16 protein-coding genes are annotated in these 19,663 nt (G+C 43.5%); 10 read left to right on the top strand and 6 right to left on the bottom strand.

The genetic code is table 11. The features are described 5' to 3' along the window. The first annotated feature begins 423 nt into the window (after positions 1-423). Complete coding sequence (locus IRB43_RS16515; protein WP_203364577.1) at positions 424-2,586, top strand: 5'-nucleotidase C-terminal domain-containing protein; 2,163 nt, start codon at positions 424-426, stop codon at positions 2,584-2,586. 224 nt (positions 2,587-2,810) lie between these two features. Here IRB43_RS16515 and IRB43_RS16520 read toward each other — a convergent pair whose 3' ends face one another. From IRB43_RS16520 to IRB43_RS16535, 4 genes are all read right to left on the bottom strand, one after another. Continuing rightward, entirely contained in the window at positions 2,811-4,457 is a 1,647-nt protein-coding gene (locus tag IRB43_RS16520; RefSeq protein ID WP_203364578.1) for a DUF4855 domain-containing protein, read from the bottom strand. 279 nt (positions 4,458-4,736) lie between these two features. Then, the gene (locus IRB43_RS16525; RefSeq protein WP_203364579.1) at positions 4,737-5,183 is read right to left on the bottom strand and encodes a transporter; all 447 of its coding nucleotides are present in this window, start codon (positions 5,181-5,183) and stop codon (positions 4,737-4,739) included. Positions 5,184-5,348: 165 nt separating this feature from the next. Next, entirely contained in the window at positions 5,349-7,043 is a 1,695-nt protein-coding gene (locus IRB43_RS16530; RefSeq protein ID WP_203364580.1) for a DUF4855 domain-containing protein, read from the bottom strand. A 171-nt stretch (positions 7,044-7,214) separates the two neighbouring features. Then, positions 7,215-9,263 (bottom strand): methyl-accepting chemotaxis protein, encoded by a 2,049-nt coding sequence (locus IRB43_RS16535; protein WP_203364581.1) that lies wholly within the window; start codon positions 9,261-9,263, stop codon positions 7,215-7,217. A gap of 398 nt (positions 9,264-9,661) precedes the next feature. Between IRB43_RS16535 and IRB43_RS16540 the strand changes: the two genes are divergently transcribed. After that, positions 9,662-11,047: a purine-cytosine permease family protein gene (locus IRB43_RS16540; protein ID WP_203364582.1), complete on the top strand. Its 1,386-nt coding sequence runs from the start codon at positions 9,662-9,664 to the stop codon at positions 11,045-11,047. A 139-nt stretch (positions 11,048-11,186) separates the two neighbouring features. After that, the gene (locus IRB43_RS16545) at positions 11,187-11,564 is read left to right on the top strand and encodes a cbb3-type cytochrome c oxidase subunit I (RefSeq protein ID WP_203364583.1); all 378 of its coding nucleotides are present in this window, start codon (positions 11,187-11,189) and stop codon (positions 11,562-11,564) included. A 42-nt stretch (positions 11,565-11,606) separates the two neighbouring features. Here IRB43_RS16545 and IRB43_RS16550 read toward each other — a convergent pair whose 3' ends face one another. Next, complete coding sequence (locus tag IRB43_RS16550; RefSeq protein WP_203364584.1) at positions 11,607-11,816, bottom strand: hypothetical protein; 210 nt, start codon at positions 11,814-11,816, stop codon at positions 11,607-11,609. 295 nt (positions 11,817-12,111) lie between these two features. On the opposite strand from IRB43_RS16550, the gene IRB43_RS16555 reads away from it, so the two are divergent. Beyond that, positions 12,112-12,696, top strand: a complete 585-nt coding sequence (locus tag IRB43_RS16555) for a transposase (RefSeq protein ID WP_203364585.1) — start codon at positions 12,112-12,114, stop codon at positions 12,694-12,696. A 44-nt stretch (positions 12,697-12,740) separates the two neighbouring features. Here IRB43_RS16555 and murB read toward each other — a convergent pair whose 3' ends face one another. Further along, the gene (gene murB, locus IRB43_RS16560; protein ID WP_481748163.1) at positions 12,741-13,661 is read right to left on the bottom strand and encodes a UDP-N-acetylmuramate dehydrogenase; all 921 of its coding nucleotides are present in this window, start codon (positions 13,659-13,661) and stop codon (positions 12,741-12,743) included. A 136-nt stretch (positions 13,662-13,797) separates the two neighbouring features. Here murB and IRB43_RS16565 point away from each other — a divergent pair, with 136 nt between their 5' ends. From IRB43_RS16565 to IRB43_RS16590, 6 genes are all read left to right on the top strand, one after another. Further along, the gene (locus tag IRB43_RS16565) at positions 13,798-14,238 is read left to right on the top strand and encodes a YaiI/YqxD family protein (protein ID WP_203364587.1); all 441 of its coding nucleotides are present in this window, start codon (positions 13,798-13,800) and stop codon (positions 14,236-14,238) included. Between the two features lie 352 nt (positions 14,239-14,590). Continuing rightward, a complete protein-coding gene (locus IRB43_RS16570) occupies positions 14,591-16,417 on the top strand; it encodes an SDR family NAD(P)-dependent oxidoreductase (protein ID WP_203364588.1) in 1,827 nt (608 codons plus the stop codon). An 18-nt stretch (positions 16,418-16,435) separates the two neighbouring features. Next, a complete protein-coding gene (locus IRB43_RS16575; RefSeq protein WP_203364589.1) occupies positions 16,436-17,593 on the top strand; it encodes an aminotransferase class I/II-fold pyridoxal phosphate-dependent enzyme in 1,158 nt (385 codons plus the stop codon). After that, on the top strand, positions 17,593-18,210 hold the full coding sequence (locus IRB43_RS16580) for a sugar transferase (RefSeq protein ID WP_203364590.1): 618 nt from the start codon (positions 17,593-17,595) through the stop codon (positions 18,208-18,210). The genes IRB43_RS16575 and IRB43_RS16580 overlap by 1 nt, the downstream gene beginning before the upstream one ends. Then, positions 18,207-19,304, top strand: coding sequence for a GNAT family N-acetyltransferase (locus tag IRB43_RS16585; RefSeq protein WP_203364591.1), 1,098 nt, complete (start codon positions 18,207-18,209; stop codon positions 19,302-19,304). Before IRB43_RS16580 ends, IRB43_RS16585 begins: the two co-directional genes overlap by 4 nt. A gap of 19 nt (positions 19,305-19,323) precedes the next feature. After that, a partial coding sequence (locus IRB43_RS16590) for an ATP-grasp domain-containing protein (protein WP_203364592.1) occupies positions 19,324-19,663 on the top strand: 340 nt, incomplete at its 3' end.

Raw genomic sequence — 19,663 nt, forward strand, 5'->3', positions numbered from 1 at the left:
CTTGTGATTAATATATAATTTAGTTCTAAAAACCTAGTAATATAGATGGATCTTTACTTTAATTGTAAAGCACTTGTAAAGGCTTTTCAATCCATTATGGAGCATGAGAAGGGGACAAATGAATAAAGTTCACGAATTCTATATAAAGTGAAACTTCAATCAGTGGGGGTTTTCTTCATCCCCCACTGATTGTTAGTTGAACGGATCGGGCGTTTACGGGCTGTTGATCCCCCGCCTACACGTCTGCGATTCTTCCGCCATGTTGAGGTGGGGGTCTTACAGCTCGTTAATGCGGGATAAATTTTTTACAATAGCGATTTCTATATAACTATCAATATTGTAGATAAGAGAAATTATTGGTAAAGTTGGATTAAGAGTGTACACACTCAAACTTACTTTATCGAAATTGGGGGAATCGAGTGTATGGGTTATCTATCAAAATCTCATCGTAAATTTGTGGCATCTGCCGCTACGGCCACGCTTGTTGCTACAGCGGTTACACCTGCTTTCGCGGCTTCATTTTCAGACGTATCCAAAAATTATAAAGAGGCTGTGGATTACCTAGTTAGCAACAAAATCACTGATGGTATGATGGATGCGAAATTTGGCACCTCTCTTTCTATCACACGTGTCGATGCTGCTGTTATGCTGGCCAAGGCATTAAAGCTTGATATTAAAAATGTGGAGGATGCCGGATTTAAAGATGTGCCTGCTCGTGCGAAAGTTTATGTCAATGCTCTAAAAAAAGCAGGCATTGTCGATGGAAAAACAGCGACAACCTTTGCTTCTAATGACCGCATTACCCGCGGTGAGGCAGCGCTGATGCTGGCAAAAGCGTATGGTTTAAAAGGGGATGCGGCGAAACTTCCTTTTAAAGATGTGTCTCCTCTTTATAAGGATGCAGTAAGCGCGCTTGTGACACATGGTATTACGTCTGGAAAAACAGCGACTGCTTTTGGCACAGCTAACGAGATTACTCGCGGTGAATACGCGGTGTTCTTATACAAGCTATCGAAGGTAAAGAACAGCTTTACTTTATCTTTAATGCATACGAATGATACGCATGCCAATTTAGATCATGCCGCGAAGAAAATGACGGCGATTAAAGAAGTGCGTACAGAAAAGCCAAATGCCTTGTTAGTGGATGCGGGGGATGTGTTCTCTGGTACGCTATATTTCAATGAATTTAAAGGGCAAGCGGATTTGCAGTTAATGAACTTGATGGGCTATGATGTGATGACGTTCGGCAATCATGAATTTGATCTTGGTTCTAGTCCAGAAGGTCATCAAGCTCTAGCAGACTTTATTAAAGGGGCTAAGTTCCCATTTGTTAGCGCCAACGTAGATTTCTCTAAAGACAGCAAATTTCAAGGGCTATTTAGCGATCTTGTCTCCAGCAAACCGGCAGAAGGGAAAATCTACAGTGGAATCGTCAAGGAAGTGGACGGTCAAAAGGTGGGCTTTTTCGGGCTGACGACACAGGAAACGAAGGATATCTCCAGTGCGAATCAAGTGGAGTTTGAGGATTATTTGGTGGAAGCGGAAAAAGCTGTGAAAGCATTTGAAGGCATGGGCGTCAACAAAATCGTCGCCGTTTCCCATATCGGTTATGATGACAATGCCGCTATTGACAATGATTTAACGTTGGCGGCGAAAGTAGACGGCATCGATGTCATCGTCGGCGGACACAGCCATACAAAATTAAGTGAGCCGACGGTTGTAAGCAAGGACGAAGCAGGGAAACCGAAAGATCCAACGGTCATTGTTCAAGCAGAGCAGTACAATAAATTTTTAGGCACAGTGGATGTTGAGTTTGATCAAAACGGAAAAGTGATTGGACAAGCAGGCAAGTTAATTGAGATTAAAGAACAAGCAGAAGATGCCGAAACGAAAGCGCTGTTAGCCCCATACACAGCTAAAATCAATGAAATTAAAAATAAAGAAACGGGAGCCACTGCAGAAAAGCTGCTAGATAACCCACGTACATCAGGCGATGATACGAAACCGAGTGTGCGCAAAAATGAAACGGAACTGGGCAACTTGATCACGGATGGTATGCTGGCGAAAGCAAAACAGTATAATTCAAAGGTGATTATGGCGCTTCAAAACGGTGGCGGTATTCGCACATCGATTGATCAAGGACCAATTACGGTGGGGGAAGTGATTAATGTTCTTCCATTCGGTAATACATTGGCAACGATGGAAGTCACAGGAGCGGAGCTGAAGGCCGCGTTTGAAGCGAGTGTGAAAGCTGTTCCGGCTGAAAATGGCGGCTTCTTGCACGTATCAGGAGCAAAAGTAGAATTTGATTCTTCCAAACCAGCTGGAGAGCGGATCGTGTCGATTTCTTATAAAGAAGCAGATGGTTCGTATGTCGCTATTCAAGAGAACGAGAAGTACGTAATAGCAACCAATGCCTTCACAGCAAAAGGTGGAGACGGCTATGATATGTTCAAGAAGGCCTACGAAGAAGGTCGCGTGACGGATCTTGGTTTATCAGATTGGGAGAATTTAAGAGAGCATATACAGAATGTAGGAAAGGTCAATCCGCAAGTGGAAGGCCGTATTGTGGATGTAGCGAAGTAAAGTGGGTTTGTTCATAAGGGATAAATAATGATTTGAAAAACGGGCCCTCTAGAAGGAGGGCGTCCAATAAATTCTTAAAATAAAAGAGCTGGCGAAGAACAAGAACGACTCGTTTTTCTCCAGCTCTTTTTGTTTGTTTCCGATATTTCTTTGGGGTGTTCAGAAATTCAGTGAAAACTGACTGTCTGGACAGCTCCTTCTTACCTATAGTCAAGTAGTTTTTTTCATTGGAAAAGCCTGTCTAGTTTTTGATAAGCCTCTTGGTAAGCGGGTTGGCGATAATTAGCCATTCGATGGACCATGTCTAGTCCTTGATAGAATAGTAGACTTTGACCCACTAATTGATAGTTGTGAGCGAAGTCGATATATCGTTCAAAGTTTGGCAGGGCAGCCTCCATTTGATGAGGGGAGTATGTGTCGATTTCCAGTGTAATCCCACTGCCATTAATTTGTGCGGATAGAAAAGCTTTATGCAGTCTGGCTTCTGAATCAGTCAAACTAAGTCTAAAGGCATTTGGCTGCAAATACGCACCGTCAAATCCGTAATATTTCCAATTTTCAAAGTTGGTCGAACGGGAATGAGGAGCATAAATAAATTTTTTGCTTGTTGCATGCACGTGTTTGGCTGTTTTTGTGACAAGGAGCTCATCATTCGCCTGAATAACCGTCTCATTGAGCCAATAATAGCCTGTTAGTTTTATATTTTTGTAGCCGGATTGGTTCCAGCGGTTTTGTACGGCTTGGATATACCATTTGACCATGTTTTCTCTAGCTTGAAGTGTTGCTGCTTCTTTTGCTCCATTTAGCTTGACAATGGTGCCTTTGCTTTTTGGGTAAGGAATAGAGAGATAAACTTGAACGGTTCTGCCCGCTTCAGCTGCCGCTTTGTTTAATGAAGAAAGGGAGCCTGATGGAGCAAATGTCCGATCGATATACCAATTCCATTCTTTATAATTAGCGTTGTTTCCCGGTGCTTCGGCAAACTCGCCGCCTGTGTAAGTGCGGCCGAGAAACACAAAGGTATCGAACAAGTTTTTCTCGTTATTTTTCAAATAAGGAGCGAAAAAATCAGGCGACTGTTGCACGGCCTCTGCTCCATTGTAAATCAACACGCCATTTTGAATACCTGTTCCGCTCATTTTAGCGGGTTTGTTCTCATAGGTCATGAGCGAGTTGCTGACAGGGTGTACAGTGGCATCATCATATTTCACAGCTAAGGCGATTGCCTCATCAGCCGATCTTCCTTTGTGAATGATTTGTCCCTTTTGTTTCACAATGTAGTGATGCGGTTGTTCATACACTCGTGATAAAAAGCTAGAGAATTGTGCCCGATTGACGGAGACATCCGGTTTAAACGTCCCGTCTGGATATCCAGATGTGATTTTATTGTCGGAAAGAGCATCAACATATGGGTAATATGGATGAGATTTAGATAAATCCTTGAAAGTCGATGTTCGCTTTCCTTTGTAATCATAAGCAACGGCGAGCATGCGGGCCATTTCTTTTCTCGTTAATGCACTATTCGGTTGAAACTTGTTTTTTGCAAGTGTCAGCATCCCTTTGTTTGCCACAATCATCATTTCTTTATATCCAGCCATCGAGGGGGTTAAGTCACTAGGTTTCACCTTTGGATTAGCCACCGCTGGTAACTTCATCGCGCGTGTAATCATCACAGCTGCATCCTTGCGGGTTAATATGACAAGCGGTTTAAACTGATTGCCATCATACCCGCGAATCACCTGCTTATCTGTTAAAAAACGAATCTCATCATGCGCCCAATGATCAAACGGCACATCCCTAAAAGCCGCGGCACTTACCGACGAACTAAACAACCCAAAACTCAAACACACCAACAACAAAACCCTTAACATAAACAAAATCCTCCATTTTCCGGGCGGTGCCTGTCACCCCCCGTTTTCTGTCGACTTGTTGTCGAATATAAGTCTATTGTACCATTCTACCATATTGTGGGGGAGGAAATTTTAGTATTTTTTGATCATGTATGGGTATTTTTGCCGAATGGATAAGAGATTTTGCAACCAAGCGGTGGTTTATTATGTGGTTTTGAGATTTTTTTCCTTCGTAGCGTAATCACCAGCGGATGAAAAGTAAAAAAAAGAGAAGTCAAAAGACCCCTCTGTTTAACGGTGTTAGAAGCAGCGGAAAGAGCTGATTCTGTTTAGATCTGTACCATAATATGTCCAGCGAAAATTTCGCCAGCGCCAGCCAGCTACCGATGTTCTGCCAACATATGTTGGGTAGAACCAGAAGCTGCGCCCGCTTCGGAGCCAGATGTACGTATTGCGGAATAAGCAGCCGCGAATCGCTCCTGGGTCAACAGCAAACGTAGAGACTTGCTGTTGCTGTGGAGTAAATGAAGGAGGGGGAGATGTCGGAGGTCCTCCTCCTTGCTGCTGCCCACCTGACGGAAATCCTGGTTGTTGTCCTGGAGGAGGAAAACCGCCTGGAAACCCTGGCTGCTGTCCAGGTGGCATCGCCCCTCCTGGAAACCCCGGCGGCCCTTGATAAGGATTTTGCCTGTACTCATCGTCTTCTAATGGGAAGGGGGAATACTGAGAGTAATCGTTATAGTCCATATTCATGAAGCTCCTTTCATCGTGTCTAATTGCAATGTATGCGATGATTCCCCGTTTGTGCCTAGTTAAATTTTGTCATATAAAAAAAAGCTCCGCATACTCATCTCTGCGGAGCTTTTTCTCTCAGCTAAAAAGCGACAAAAACCGGGGGGTGACAGGCACCTCCTAGAAGAAAGTACTAGTTAGCTGTTTGTACCAGTCTTGGAAGATTGGGTGGTCGTATGTAGCCATTCGTTCGACCATGTTGATGCCTTGGTAGAACATCATGCCGTACTCGTTTAGGCCGTAGCGTTTAGAGTAGTCGATGTATAGGTTAAATGCCTCTACTCCGTCTTTCGCTTGGCTTTGGGAGTAGGAGTTGATTTCAATATTGATGCCTGCTCCATACATTTGCGCTTTTAAAAAGGCTTGATGCAGTCGCTTTTCTTTGTCAGGAACATTGGAGCGAAAGGCATTTGGCTGCAGAAACGCTGCGTCAAAGCCGTATGACTTCCATTTGTGAAAATTCGTTGATGTGGCATGCGGTGAATAAATGAAATACTTACTGTCTTGATGGATACGTTCAGCGACAGCAGGCAATAGTTGCTCGTCTTCTTTCGCTCTTACGGTTTCGCTTGTCCAGTAGTAGCCTTTGAAGTTAAGGTTTTCAAAATGGCTTTGGTTCAACATTTCAGATACTTCTGAAATGTACCAATTGACCATGTCCATTCGAGCATCTAAACTATTTTCCACTTCTTCCCCATCAAGCTTGATAATAGGCTCTGAGCGCTTAGGATAAGGAATGCCTATATAGACGTCCACCTTTTTACTTTGATCGCCGGCGGAGGCATTTAATTGCTGTAAAGCACCGTCTTCGGCAAATGTGCGATCGATATGGGTTTGCCACTCGGCATAGTTTGCCTTATTAGCTTTTTCATCCGTGAACCATCCACCATCATAGCGCAGTGCTAAAATGACAAACGTATTGAAAAAGTCGCCTGTTTTTCCATCGGGTGTGCTGTATTTCGTGTATTTATCAAAATATTCTTTTGTAAAGGTGTCTTTCTCGCCTTTTCCATTGTAAATCAGCACGCTAGACTTAATGCCTGTTCGATCTTCCATGGCAATTTTATCATCGAATTTTCGATATCTCGTACTTGCAGGATGAATCGTTCCTTGTGGGTAATTTGCTACTTCATCTAAGGCTGCTTCTAAGGAAGTGTGGGTAGCGACAACTTGTCCCGCGTTTCTTACTTCATAAGAGGAAGGCTGCTGGAATACACGAGAGAGAAAGATGGCGAACTGAACACGCGTCACGACTTCAGAAGGTCGGTATTCGTGTCCCTCTGCGACCTTATATCCTTTTGATACATTGTAGTAATTAATCGCATCGATGTAAGGGTAGTAAGGGTCGTCTTTTGACACATCAATGAAGGTGGAGGTTTCTTTTCCTTCATATGAAAAAGCAACGGCAAGAGCTTTTGCCATTTCGTCCCTTGTTAACGGCTTGTCTGGTTCAAAGGCACCATCTTCGGTCAATGTGAACCAGCCGTTCGCCATGGCAATCGAAATTTCTTTATATCCTGGGGAAGTCGGTGTCACATCAGTGAAGGTCATTGGTTCTTCAGGTGCTTCAAGAATTTCAAGTGCTCGCACCATCATCACCGCCGCGTCCTTGCGTTTAATCTGCTCATCCGGCTTAAATTGACCGTCTGTAAATCCGCTAATGATGTTATAAGATGAAATAAATTGAATATGATCATATGCCGGATGGCTAGGCTTTATATCCGTAAAGCCAGGTGTTTGAGCCATCGACTGTGAGGCCAAACCAAAAACCGAAAAAAGTGCAATCATCGTCACTAATAATCTTCTAAAAAACAACAAACAATCCCTCCATTTATTAAATTTTATCCGCGAATGAAAAAAAATCCATACACTATACTAGTCTACCATATTTCGGGCGGTGCCTGTCACCCCCCGGGTTTTGTCGAATTTCAATAAAAACTCCTCTCCGTTTTATCAAAGAAGGGAGAGGAGTTTTAAATGGATTGTTTACATTTTAAAGCGATTAACGGATGCCTGTAGTTCGTCTGCTAGCTGGCTCAATGCATGGGCGCTAGCGGAGATATCATCCATCGCCGCGTTTTGTTCTTCGGCCGCTGCTGCCACGTTTTGAGTATTCGCGGCGGATTGGATGCCCAGTTGATGAATCTCGTCCATTCCTTGCGTTAATTTCTGTGTACTGTTGGTGACTTGCTTGATCATCGTCGATACCGCTGTAGATTGTTCTTTCACTTCTTTGATCATTTCTACGATATCGTTAAAATATACACCCGTTTCATTGGATAAACTTAGTCCTTGTTTGACCGCATCTGTACTTGTATTCATTGCTTCCGTGACATTCATTGAAACGGTTTGAATGTCTGTTATTAAGCTTTTAATACTGTCTGCTGCTTGAGCGGATTGCTCAGCTAATTTTTTCACTTCATCGGCGACAATGGCAAACCCTTTTCCGTGCTCTCCGGCTCTAGCTGCTTCAATGGCCGCGTTTAATGCAAGTAAGTTGGTTTCTGTAGAAATATCTGTAATAAAGTCGATGATTTTCCCGATCTCTGTCGATTTTTGCCCGAGCTCTTTCATTTTATTTGCTGTGGCTGATTGAGTTTCATCTATATGTTGAATTTGTTTCAAGGATTCAGTAATTTTGCTGTAGCCTAATTCGGCTTTTGAATTTGTCTGTTCAATCGCCTCAGTGATGGAGGAGACGGATGTTCTTGCTTGTTCCATTTGATCAACCATATCGATCATCACTTCATGAGATGAGCTGACGTTTGAGGCTTGAACTTCTGCTCCGTGAGCCATCTCCTGAATGGAGCTGGAAATTTGCTCGGTGGCTTTACTTGTTTGCATCGCACTCGCAGATAACTCTTCACTCGTGGCGGCCACTTGGCTTGCTTGATCATTTAACTGATAAACGATATTCGTTAAATTATCCTTCATCTTATTTAAATAACCGATCATTTGGCCAAACTCATCCTGGCTTTTGGAGTCAATGGACTGCGTTAAATCACATTCTGCAACCGCTTCAGCTAAACGATTTACTTCTTTAATGTTTCGCACAATCCCGTTTGTATAGAAGAGAATCAGTCCAACAATGAGAGCAAGTCCGATGATTGAAACGACAATTAGCAATTTGATTAAACTTGTTAAGCTGCCATACAGTTCTTTTTCAGGAGCAACAAGTGCAATGGTCCAGCCCGTTTCAGGAATTTTTTTAAAAAAGATTTGGTTTTTTCCATTTTTATCTTCATATTGTAGCTGGCCTGATTCTTTAGCTGTTAGATCTTTTCCAATAGCAGCAAGCGACTGGTTGGGATGATTTTCTATTTGTAGGTCGATCGTTTCTTCTTGATGAGGACTCGCTAAAAAATTTCCTTTTTGATCGAGCAAGAAAGCATGGCCCGTTTTTCCGACTTTTAAATGAGACACTAGCGATTTCAAATTACTTAAGTCGATATCACCCGTTACGACACCAGAAAATTGGTTGTCTTTGTTATAGAAAGGAGCCGTGACGGTGATCATGGATACATTAAGCGCTTGATCATAATATGCAGGAGAAAAGACTGTGCTTTTTTGCGTGTTTTCACCAATTGTATACCACTCTTGGCTCGGATAATTATAACTCGGATCATTATAAACATCGGTCGTTTTCATACCGCCATCTTCTTTATACGCATAAGTAGAAAAGAATTTTTGATCTTTTTTATAGGTGTAAGGGGCAAAAAATACACCGCCACCGTACGAGCTATCATGGGTCGCAAATGACTTCTTTACAATTTCTTCATATTGCTTCACCGTTAACGTGTTTGTGACAATATCTAGCTCTCTAGCAATTAATTCGGGAATTTTCGCATGGGTCGTTAAATCGTTTTCAATCGCTTCAATTGAATGGTCCAATTTATTTTCCATGCTCGTTTGAATTTCTTTTTCTAGAGCGTCTTTTGTTTTCCAATACGTTAACAACATAATGGATACCACAATAAAAATTAACAGAGGCAACATGAATACTAACGTTCTCATCTTTACACTTTTAAACTGCATGAAACAAGCCCCCTTTTTTGCTGTTATTAAGACTATTTTACCATGAATTAAGTAACTTTTACATGTAATTTCTCGAGCTTTGTCGACAGGTGCCTGTCACGCCCCGGATTTTGTCGAGAGCTCGTCCATGATGTGCACGGGCTATTTCTTTGTTTTTGTTGCAGTTTTGCAAGTGGACTTGTAGTTTTGCAGTGTTTTAGGTGAGGAAAAGCAAGCGGAAGTGTAGAAAGAAGGCGGTGGTGTTTAATTTTTTAGAAAATTCACTATTTTGGCACAACATTTGCTTATATATATTCGTCAACGATCGTAAGCTTTTGACAATCGGTTAGCTGAACAAGGGAGAAGTTGACATTTTAGGGGGATCAGTCACAAGTCAAAAAACAAAGGGGGAGTCTCAGATGGTTGAAATTTTAAAGCCTCATGAGGAGAAGAAGGATGATTTTGCTCTAGAGAAAGTGCCTGTTGAGGGGCGGTCTATGAGCTGGTTGAGCATTACTAATGTTACTTTAGGGGTGGCTACGGCAATGCTGTTCATTCAAATGGGCAGTTTAATGGCGATACAATTTGGTGCAGTTAATGCATTGATTGCCGAAGTGTACGCCACGATTGTAGCTGGAGTATTAGGAATAGGTATTTGCTACTATGCGGCGAAGTCTGGGTTGAATGTGAATTTAATGGCCCGGGGTGGAGGATTTGGTTACTTTGGTGCTTCGATTACTTCATTAATATATGCCACGAATTTCATTATGTATTGTGCGATTGAAGGGTCCATTATGGCAGCGGCGGTTCATGAATATGTGCCTTTTATCCCTGTTTGGGGGTTGATGGTGTTCTTCGGTTTGATCGTGATTCCACTGAATTGGTTTGGAATTAAGCAGTTAGACAAGCTGCAGAAATGGTCGTTGCCGCTGTTTGTTTTACTGCTCGGGGCAGGATTTTTCCTTGTTTCAAAAAATTCAACGTTTGAAGGTAGTATATGGACATTTCTTCCAGAAGGGGGAGAAGTGGGTGGGGCTTCGCTGCTTGCTTGTATCGGAATTATGAATGGGCTCGTTGGGATTATGGCCTTACTCGTGTCGGATTACGCAAGATTTATTAAAAAAGAGGAGTTTAAAGTTGGGGTATTTGCGGTTGGCTTTTTGCCGCAGTTAGTTTGTTTCTTAGTGATGGGAAGCATTGGTGTTTGGTTCGGTGTACAAATGGGAGAAGAGAATCCGGGGATTTATTTCGTACAAATTCTTGGAATTGGTGGTGCGCTATTTACCATTTTGACACAATTGCGAATTAATATTACCAACTTATACAGCAGTTCGTTATCATTAGCTAACTTTTTTGAAAACGTATTCAATTTCAAGCCGAGCCGCAATTTTTGGGTGGTGTTTACATCCGTTGTGGCGATTGTTTTAATGCTAGGCGGTGTGATCAATCATATTGGAAGCTTGCTCACGTTCCAAGGTGTGTTTCTTTTATCATGGGCAGCCGTGCTGTTATCAGATGCGGTCGTCGTGAAGAGAATGCTAAAAATTGGGCCAAGATACTTTGAACATCGGCAAGAATATTTATACGCTTGGAATCCGGTCGGTGTCGGCTCCCTGATTATCGCCAGTGTGGTCGGATCGATTGCGGCCTTCGGATACATGGGAGTCTTTCTGCAAAACGTCGCCGCTTTCTTCGCCGCCATCCTCGCCTTCATCCTAACAATAGCACTCGCCATTGCTACAAAAGGCAAATACTACAGCAAAAAAGCAGCCGAAGACATCGGTACAGACGAATATATTGCCTAGGTGCCTGGCACGCCCCGGGTTTCGTCGAAAGCTCTGCGGATGAAATATGTCGCAGAGTTTTTGGGTTGGTTACTTCTTTTTGTTCATATATTGAAAGCAGGGAGGGAGTTTTATTATTTTTTAGAAAGAAGGGATCAACATGGCTGTGAAATTCATCAAGATTGCTGTGGTGTATTTTGCTTTAGGCGTTTTGCTTGGTTACTATATGTCCATTCAGCACACGTATACGTTAACGGGAGTTCATGTTCACTTGCTTTTACTTGGCTGGGTAGCGTTCATGTTTGCGGGTATTATTTATTATCTATTTCCGTCACTTACATTTGGAAAGATCGCCAAAGCTCACTATTGGCTGCACAACATCGGCCTTCCTATTATGATGATTGCCTTAACCTTCCTTCTTGCAACAAAAGACGACAGCTTCACACTTTGGGTAGCGCTAGGATCCACACTGACGACACTCGGCATCCTCCTCTTCGTATACAACATACTCGCTAACCTCAAAACCGTACCAAAATAGAAAAACCGGGGGGTGCCAGGCACCCCCCGGTTTTTGTCGATTTTATTTCTTTTTCGTTGGCTGCGGGTCGATTTTTTCTCCGTTGTTGCCTAGTAAAAAGAAGGAGATGACACCTGATAAGATGACAGCGCCAGCCGTGATTAGTAGGCGCGTCTGCCAGTCAATCATCGAGAAATCCTTCTCCAGTCTCCATGTGGCTAAAATCGCGACCACGACCATAATCGGCACCGTAAACGTCATTCGCTTCTTCATTCACCTTACCCCCTTTACAAAACAAGTGTAGCATACGGGGCGTGCCTGTCACGCCCCGGTTTTTGTCGAAATAATTTCTTCTTGGTGGGAAGGGTTTGGAGAGGGGGTTGTCTAATAGGTTGAGGGACGGGTCGTTTTGGCTTGTATGTTGTCTAATGATTAAGGAGGTTATTGATCGTGATGTTGTTGTCTCATTTTCTTTCGCTGTCTTATTGTCCGCCCACTGCTACTGGTTTTTCCTCTGGCTCTGACGGTTCCTGTTCACAAAATTTCTCTCTAAAGGAACGAACATAACATGCCGCGAAAGAGAAGAACGTGGATTCCGGAAAAGTTTTATCACATTGTCTCCCGCGGAAATCGCCGCGATCCGCTGTTTTATTGCTCCGAGGACTTCGAAGCCTTCTTCCATATTCTCCATCAGCTCCACGAAACCCACTCGTTCGAACTCGCTTCCTATTGCTTAATGACGAATCATTTTCACTTGCAACTACGCTCAACAAAACAACCGATTTCAAAAGTCATGTCTCTGCTCAACAAACGGTTTGCGAATTATTTCAATACCCGCTATAACGTGAGCGGCCATGTATTTGAAAAACGCTTTTTCGCCGAAGTGATTTATGACTATGAGGAAATGCTTCGCGTCAGTCGCTACATTCATTTGAATCCTGTCGCCGCTCACATGGTCGACCGCCCCGAACTTTATCCGTGGAGCAGCTATTCATTTTACCATGCTGCCGCTAGTGATGAACAAATGCCCCCTTACATGAACCTTGACCCCATCCTCGTCGGCTACTCTGGCACTCAAAAAGAACAGGAGCAGCAATATTGCGAGATGATCAACGATTGGCTGCTTGAAAAAGAGCTTTCGCTTTCCAAATAAAAAAGAAGCCTCCCGCTGAAACAGGAGACGCCTCTTTTAAAAAATTATTCGTTTTCCCCGATAATTTTTACTTCACGTTCTAAGTCGACGTTGAATTTTTCCTTCACCGTTTTTTGCACATGCTTAATCAGCGCAATATAGTCGCTCGCCGTCGCATTGTCGATGTTGACGATAAAGCCCGCGTGCTTAGTGGAAACTTCCGCCCCACCAATTCGCGTTCCTTGCAAGCCGCTGTCTTGAATGAGCTTGCCGGCGTAATATCCAGGTGGGCGTTTAAAGACGCTTCCGCAAGATGGATACTCAAGCGGCTGCATCGTTTCTCTTCGGTTCGTTAAGTCATCCATCACTGCTTTAATATCATCGTAGTTTCCCGGTTTTAATTGGAATCCTGCTTCGAGCACGATGTATCCGTTCGCTGGGATGTTGCTTGTGCGGTAAGATAAATCGAGCTCTGTCGCTGCAAGCTTTAACAGTTCGCCTTCTCGAGTCACGACGATCGCATAATCAAGGACATCCTTAATCTCTCCGCCGTATGCTCCGGCATTCATAAATAACGCGCCTCCGACTGAGCCAGGAATGCCGCACGCAAATTCGAGTCCAGTTAATTTCGCTTGTAGCGCTTCTCGAGAGGCTTGGATAATTGCTGCCCCGCTTTGAGCAACGAGCATATCATTCTCTGAAACATAAATTTTATTTAAAAATTCCAAGTTCATCACGATGCCGCGAATGCCGCCATCTCTGACAATTAAGTTTGACCCATTGCCCAAAAGCGTTAGAGGGATTTTGCTCTCATTAGCGAACTTTACCACACTTTGCACTTCTTCATACGTCGATGGCGTGACGAATAAATCCGCTTTTCCCCCTAGTTTGGTGTACGTATGATCTTTTAAATATTCATCAAGGTGAACATGCTCTTTATTCACCACAGTTTGTAGCTGATCGTAAAATTGACGATAATCAGTCACTTCTATCATTCCTTTTCACATTTTCACTATAATGAATTATAGCAGTTTTTTTATTAAAGTATGATGATTTTGCTGAAGCATTTCAACTTTCATGTGAAAAAATCTTGTCAGAAATGAAAAAAAGAAGGTGTTATGGATGAAAATATTAATTGATGCGGATGGTTGCCCGGTGGTGGATGAGGCATGCAAGGTGGCCAAGCAGTTTGGTCTTTCGGTACTGCTTTTTTGTGATACGGCGCATCATATGGCGCGTGAAGGGGCCGAGACGATCATCGTATCAAAGGGAGCGGATGCAGTTGACTTCGTTCTTGTGAATCGGGTGGAAAAAGGAGATCTCGTCGTCACACAAGATTACGGCTTGGCAGCGATGGTGCTGGCGAAGAAGGGAGCAGCGATCGATCAAAATGGACGAAGCTACACAGCGGACAATATTGATCAGCTACTGGATAGCCGGCATACAGCGAAGAAAATTCGCCAAGCCGGCGGGCGGTTGAAAGGGCCGAAAAAGCGGCGAAAAGAAGATAATATCGTATTCGAGCGGCAGCTAACCGCCTGGTGTGAACAGCAGCTTGGCTAACATAGCTACTAGGATGAATGCGGGCAAGCAAACGAACACAATTAAATAGAAACCAAAAAAGCCACGGCATCGCCTCGACGATCCCGTGGCTTTTTCGACAAAACTCGGGTGGTGCCTGTCACCCCCCGAAAAAAGAATGTGTTTACAAATAAAAGGGGGGTCTTTATAATATTCTCTATAGAGAACAAATCGTTTTCTATATTGAACGGAAGCGAAGATTTGTTGTTAAAATAAATACTAATGATTTCCTATGCCATTAGAGAATGATCGTATGCTACGAAAGTACCTCTTGTTTGTGTGTTCGACAAAATTAAGGGGGCTGGTACTTGTCAAATAAAAGGAGGGAGCAAGGGTGACTTATCGAAGACGGGTAGCTGTGCTGGTGGGAATGGATGTGGTATTGGCTCTTGCAGCAGTAGTGGTTGGGCAGCTGGTGGTTGGCGGATCGTTTGAGTTTACTAGTTTACCATTTGTAACGACGGTGGCTGCATTAGTGGTCAGCTATCAGTTGTTTGCTGCAAGAAGTCATTTATATAAGAAGTCATGGTCATTTGCGAGTATTGGAGAGTTAATCGTGCTCTTCCAGACGATCACATTATCCATTGTCAGCACGATCGCCATTCATTTTATCCTTACTCAACAAGTGAATGCTCCTTTATATGTTGTCATCTGGATGGCTCTTATGCTGCTTATTGGAGGCTCTCGCTTTTCGATTCGCGTGCTGCGCGATATGGTTCTCTTACCGGAAAAAAATAAAAAACGAACATTAATTGTCGGAGCCGGCGCAGCAGGAGCGATGGTCGTTCGTCAGCTACAAAGAGAGCATCAGACGGAATTATTGCCTGTCGCTTTTGTGGATGATGATCAAAGAAAGCAACGGCTCGAAATATTAGCTGTTCCTGTAGTAGGAACCATCGCCGATATTCAGGAAGTCGTTCAAGCTTACTGTATCGAACATATTATTATCGCCATTCCTTCGCTCACGAAACAAGAGATTCAGCCTATTTACCAAGCTTGCTTGCAAACCAATCGAAAAACGCAAATCATTCCCAAAATAGAAGATCTGATTCTTGGGAAACTGTCTGTCCATCAGCGGCAAGATGTTTGTCCAGAGGATTTGCTTGCAAGGGAACCAGTAGAACTGGCTACGGATGAGATTGCACAAAGTATTGAGAACAAGGTGGTGCTTGTGACGGGAGCGGGGGGCTCGATCGGCTCAGAAATTTGCCGGCAAATCGCTCAGTTCCATCCCGCCCAACTGATCCTTCTAGGACACGGAGAAAACAGCATTTACATGATCGAGATGGAGCTAAAGGAAAAATATAAAGGTGAAATACATATTCTTCCTGTCATAGCAGATATTCAAGATCGGGAGCGAATGAAGCAAGTGATGGCACAATACAAACCGAATATTGTCTATCATGCCGCAGCTCATAAGCACGTTCCTTTAATGGAAAACAACCCCCATGAAGCGGTCAAAAATAACATCATCGGCACGAAAAATGTGGCGGAGGCCGCTGCCGAGCATGAAGTGGCGAGCTTTGTCATGGTATCCACCGATAAGGCGGTGAACCCAACAAGCGTCATGGGAGCGACGAAACGAGTCGCTGAAATGATTGTACAAAATATGAACGGTCAGGCAAAGACGAAGTTTGTTGCAGTCCGATTTGGCAACGTACTCGGCAGTCGAGGCAGTGTCATTCCCTTGTTTAAAAAGCAAATTGAAAAAGGCGGACCTGTCACGGTGACTCATCCGGAAATGGAACGTTATTTTATGACAATTCCGGAAGCGTCCCGGCTCGTGATTCAGGCCGGGACATTGGCGAACGGCGGCGAGATTTTTGTGCTAGATATGGGAGAGCCGGTGAAGATTGTGGATTTAGCGAAAAATTTAATTCAATTGTCCGGTTTTACAACGGAAGAAATCGACATCCATTTTACCGGAATGAGGCCAGGAGAGAAGTTGTATGAAGAACTATTAGACGCCAATGAAATTCACGAACAGCAAATTCACCCGAAAATTCACATCGGTAAATCTGTGATACAAGACATGGAAAGTATTCATTACTTACTAGCTACATTTATGATGATGGACAGTCAGATACTCGCTCAGCTATTGCTAGATATTGCTCATCATCGCGAGATCATCCCTCAGAAGCCAGTGGCTATTAATACGTAAAAAAGAGGTGCATACACAGTGAACGAAAAGAGAATTTTTCTCTCTCCTCCCCATTTGAGTGGAAAGGAACAAACATATGTGAATGAGGCATTTGCGACGAATTGGATTGCTCCAGCAGGGCCAAATATTCAAAAATTCGAAGAAAACATGGCTAAGTATATACAAACGAATGCCAGCGCTGCTGTGAGTTCTGGAACAGCCGCTATTCATTTAGCCTTATTACTGTTGAACGTTCAAAAAGGGGATACCGTATTTTGCTCGACATTGACGTTCGTTGCTAGCGCGAATCCGATTGTTTATATCGGAGCCGAGCCAGTCTTTATTGATTCAGAGGAAGACAGCTGGAATATGTCTCCTTTGGCTTTAGAGCGGGCTTTACATGAGGCAAAGAAGAACGGGCAGCTCCCAAAAGCAGTAATTGTTGTCCATCTATTTGGGCAAAGCGCCAAAATGAATGATATTTTAGCGATTTGCCAGCAATACAATGTGCCGGTGATTGAAGATGCAGCTGAATCGTTAGGATCTGAATATCAAGGAAGAAAAAGCGGTAGCTTGGGCACTTTTGGCATTTATTCATTTAACGGCAACAAAATTATTACGACTTCCGGCGGCGGCATGCTCGTATCTGATGATGCCGAACGGATCCATCGTGCAAAATATTTAGCCACTCAAGCGCGTGATCCGCTTCCCTTTTATCAACATCAAGCCATTGGCTACAATTATCGCATGAGCAATGTACTAGCGGGGATCGGCATTGCTCAATTACAGGTGCTAGACGAGCGAGTCGAGGCAAAGCGTGCTCTGTTTGTTCGTTATAAAGAATATCTTCGTCATATTGAGCGTATTCAATTTATGCCGGAACTCGCAGGCACGAAATCAAATCGCTGGTTAACGGCTCTGACGGTTGAGGGAGAAGGGCAAGTTGAAGAGATCCTTCAAGCATTAGAAAAGGAAAATATTGAAGCGCGGCAAGTATGGAAGCCGCTTCATACACAGCCTGTCTTTTCACATTGCCGGTATTATCCTCATCTAGAGTATAAAAGCGTGTCTGATCAGCTATTTGCGAAAGGGATTTGTTTGCCGTCTGGAACGAGCATGTCCGAGCGAGATCAAGACCGCGTGATTGATATTGTTGATTCTGTTTGTCATTTATTCCAAAAAAGAGGGATCGTCTAATGGCTGCTCAATTATTGATCAAACGAATACTCGATGTTCTATTTGCTTTCATCGGCATCATTGTCTTATCGCTGCTGTTTGTCGTCATTGGATGTTGTATTAAAGCTACTTCTAAGGGACCGATTTTATTCAAACAAGCTAGGCTTGGGAAAAACGGGAACGTGTTTCACATTTATAAATTCCGGACAATGGTCGTGGGGGCAGAACATAAAGGCAATGGGTTGTTTCAAGATGCGGATGATGAGCGCATTACAAAGGTCGGCCGCTTTTTGCGAATGACGAGTCTTGATGAGTTGCCGCAGCTTTTTAACATTTTAAAAGGAGAGATGAGTTTTGTCGGACCGCGTCCTCCAGTGACGTATTATCCATGCAAGTTTGAGGAGTATTCCCCAGAGAAAAAAAGGCGCTTTCACATGTTGCCGGGGATTACCGGATATGCGCAAGTGATGGGCAGAAACGCGTTGAGCTGGGATGAAAGGATTGAATATGATCTGAATTATATTCAGCATTTTAGCTTATGGCTGGATATGAAAATTATTTTTTTAACGATTGAGAAAATTCTCCGGCGTGAAAATGTATACGGGAATGACCCAAGAAGGAGCGGAAAAATTTCATGATTAAAGTAAACGTCAATTACAAAATCTTTGACTTGCAGCACAAGGACGCATGGCTTGATTTTGTCACGGCATGTGAAACATATGATCCGTTCTATCTTCCGCAATATGTGCAAATGTATGAGGAGAGGGGAGAGGGGAAGGCGCAGTTATTTGTGTATGAGCGGTCTAGTGAGGAGTTTGTGATTTATCCTTTTTTAAAACGGGACATAGAAGACAGCGGATACTATGATATCGTCACTCCTTATGGTTATGGTGGCCCATTATATTCGCTCAGCCGACTGAAAGAAGACGATGGTTTTATTCGCGAATTTCGAGCTGAGTTTGAGCGCTATTGTCAAGCGGAGCGTATTGTCAGTGAGTTTATTCGTTTTCATCCGTATTTAGAAACAGACGCCGGATTAGCGCGTTATATCCATGTCACGTCCATCGGAGAGGTCATTTACAATGATGTGGCGAAAACGGAGGAAGCTATTTGGAGTGAGGTAGGGGCGAGCAAAAAGCGGCGGATTAAAAAGAGCAAGCGAAATGAAGTGGAGATACAGTTCGTTGACGGCAAGGACATCGGTCCGAGGGAGATCTTGATTTTTTATGATATTTACACAGAAACGATGGATAAGAAGCAAGCGTCTTCTTTTTATTATTTTTCGTTGCCGTTTTTTCAAGCGTATTTTGTTGCGCTTCAAGATCATATCATGTTAGCTTTTGCCCTGTATGAAGGGCGAGTGATTTCTGCCAATCTATTATTAAAAAGCGAAGGGTTCGTCACAATTCATTTAAGTGCTTCTTTCAAACAGTACTTACACTTATGCCCAAACTGCCATTTGCGCTATGAGTGCATCCTATGGGCGAAAAGAAACGGCTATCGTATCATCGACCACGGGGGAGGCAAAGAAAAAGGCGACTCCCTCTACAAATACAAACAACAATTCTCAACTACAGAAAAGCACTTCTGCATCGGCAAAAAAATTCACAACCACGCCATTTACAACCAACTAGCCGATGCCAAAACAAACACCATACAAGGCGAACAAGCCAGCTTTTTCCCCGAATATCGACAGGTGCCTGTCACGCCCCGGAATTTGTCGAATCAGTAAAAAAGAGGAGCTGAGGTGGATGAAGAATTTTTTAGTAGTCGGTGGGAGCATCATGCAGTTGCCAGCGATTGAGCGAGCACAAGCGCTTGGAATGAAAGTGGTGGTCATTGATCGTGACCCAACGTGCATCGGAGCAAGCAAAGCCGACTATTTTGAGTGCGTCGATACAACAGATTTCATCGGAGCGGAACGAGTCGCCCGTCATTACAATGTAGTCGGTTCGATGACGATGTCCAATGATCTAGGTGTACCGACGAGCTGTTATGTAAATGAAACACTGAACCTGCCTTCCCAAGGGCAGGGCCTGATCGATTTACTAACGGATAAATACAAAATGAGAGAACGATATGCCGCTCATC

It is taken from the genome of Bacillus sp. REN10 (genome assembly GCF_016820555.1).
Lineage (GTDB): Bacteria > Bacillota > Bacilli > Bacillales > Domibacillaceae > Bacillus_CE.

What these genes read in the sequence shown, in the direction of transcription:
- IRB43_RS16515 (WP_203364577.1), top strand. Translation starts at nt 424, where the DNA reads ATGGGTTATCTATCAAAATCTCATCGTAAATTTGTGGCATCTGCCGCT.
- IRB43_RS16520 (WP_203364578.1), bottom strand. Translation starts at nt 4,457, where the DNA reads ATGTTAAGGGTTTTGTTGTTGGTGTGTTTGAGTTTTGGGTTGTTTAGT.
- IRB43_RS16525 (WP_203364579.1), bottom strand. Translation starts at nt 5,183, where the DNA reads ATGGACTATAACGATTACTCTCAGTATTCCCCCTTCCCATTAGAAGAC.
- IRB43_RS16535 (WP_203364581.1), bottom strand. Translation starts at nt 9,263, where the DNA reads ATGCAGTTTAAAAGTGTAAAGATGAGAACGTTAGTATTCATGTTGCCT.
- IRB43_RS16540 (WP_203364582.1), top strand. Translation starts at nt 9,662, where the DNA reads ATGGTTGAAATTTTAAAGCCTCATGAGGAGAAGAAGGATGATTTTGCT.
- IRB43_RS16545 (WP_203364583.1), top strand. Translation starts at nt 11,187, where the DNA reads ATGGCTGTGAAATTCATCAAGATTGCTGTGGTGTATTTTGCTTTAGGC.
- IRB43_RS16550 (WP_203364584.1), bottom strand. Translation starts at nt 11,816, where the DNA reads ATGAAGAAGCGAATGACGTTTACGGTGCCGATTATGGTCGTGGTCGCG.
- IRB43_RS16555 (WP_203364585.1), top strand. Translation starts at nt 12,112, where the DNA reads ATGCCGCGAAAGAGAAGAACGTGGATTCCGGAAAAGTTTTATCACATT.
- IRB43_RS16565 (WP_203364587.1), top strand. Translation starts at nt 13,798, where the DNA reads ATGAAAATATTAATTGATGCGGATGGTTGCCCGGTGGTGGATGAGGCA.
- IRB43_RS16580 (WP_203364590.1), top strand. Translation starts at nt 17,593, where the DNA reads ATGGCTGCTCAATTATTGATCAAACGAATACTCGATGTTCTATTTGCT.
- IRB43_RS16585 (WP_203364591.1), top strand. Translation starts at nt 18,207, where the DNA reads ATGATTAAAGTAAACGTCAATTACAAAATCTTTGACTTGCAGCACAAG.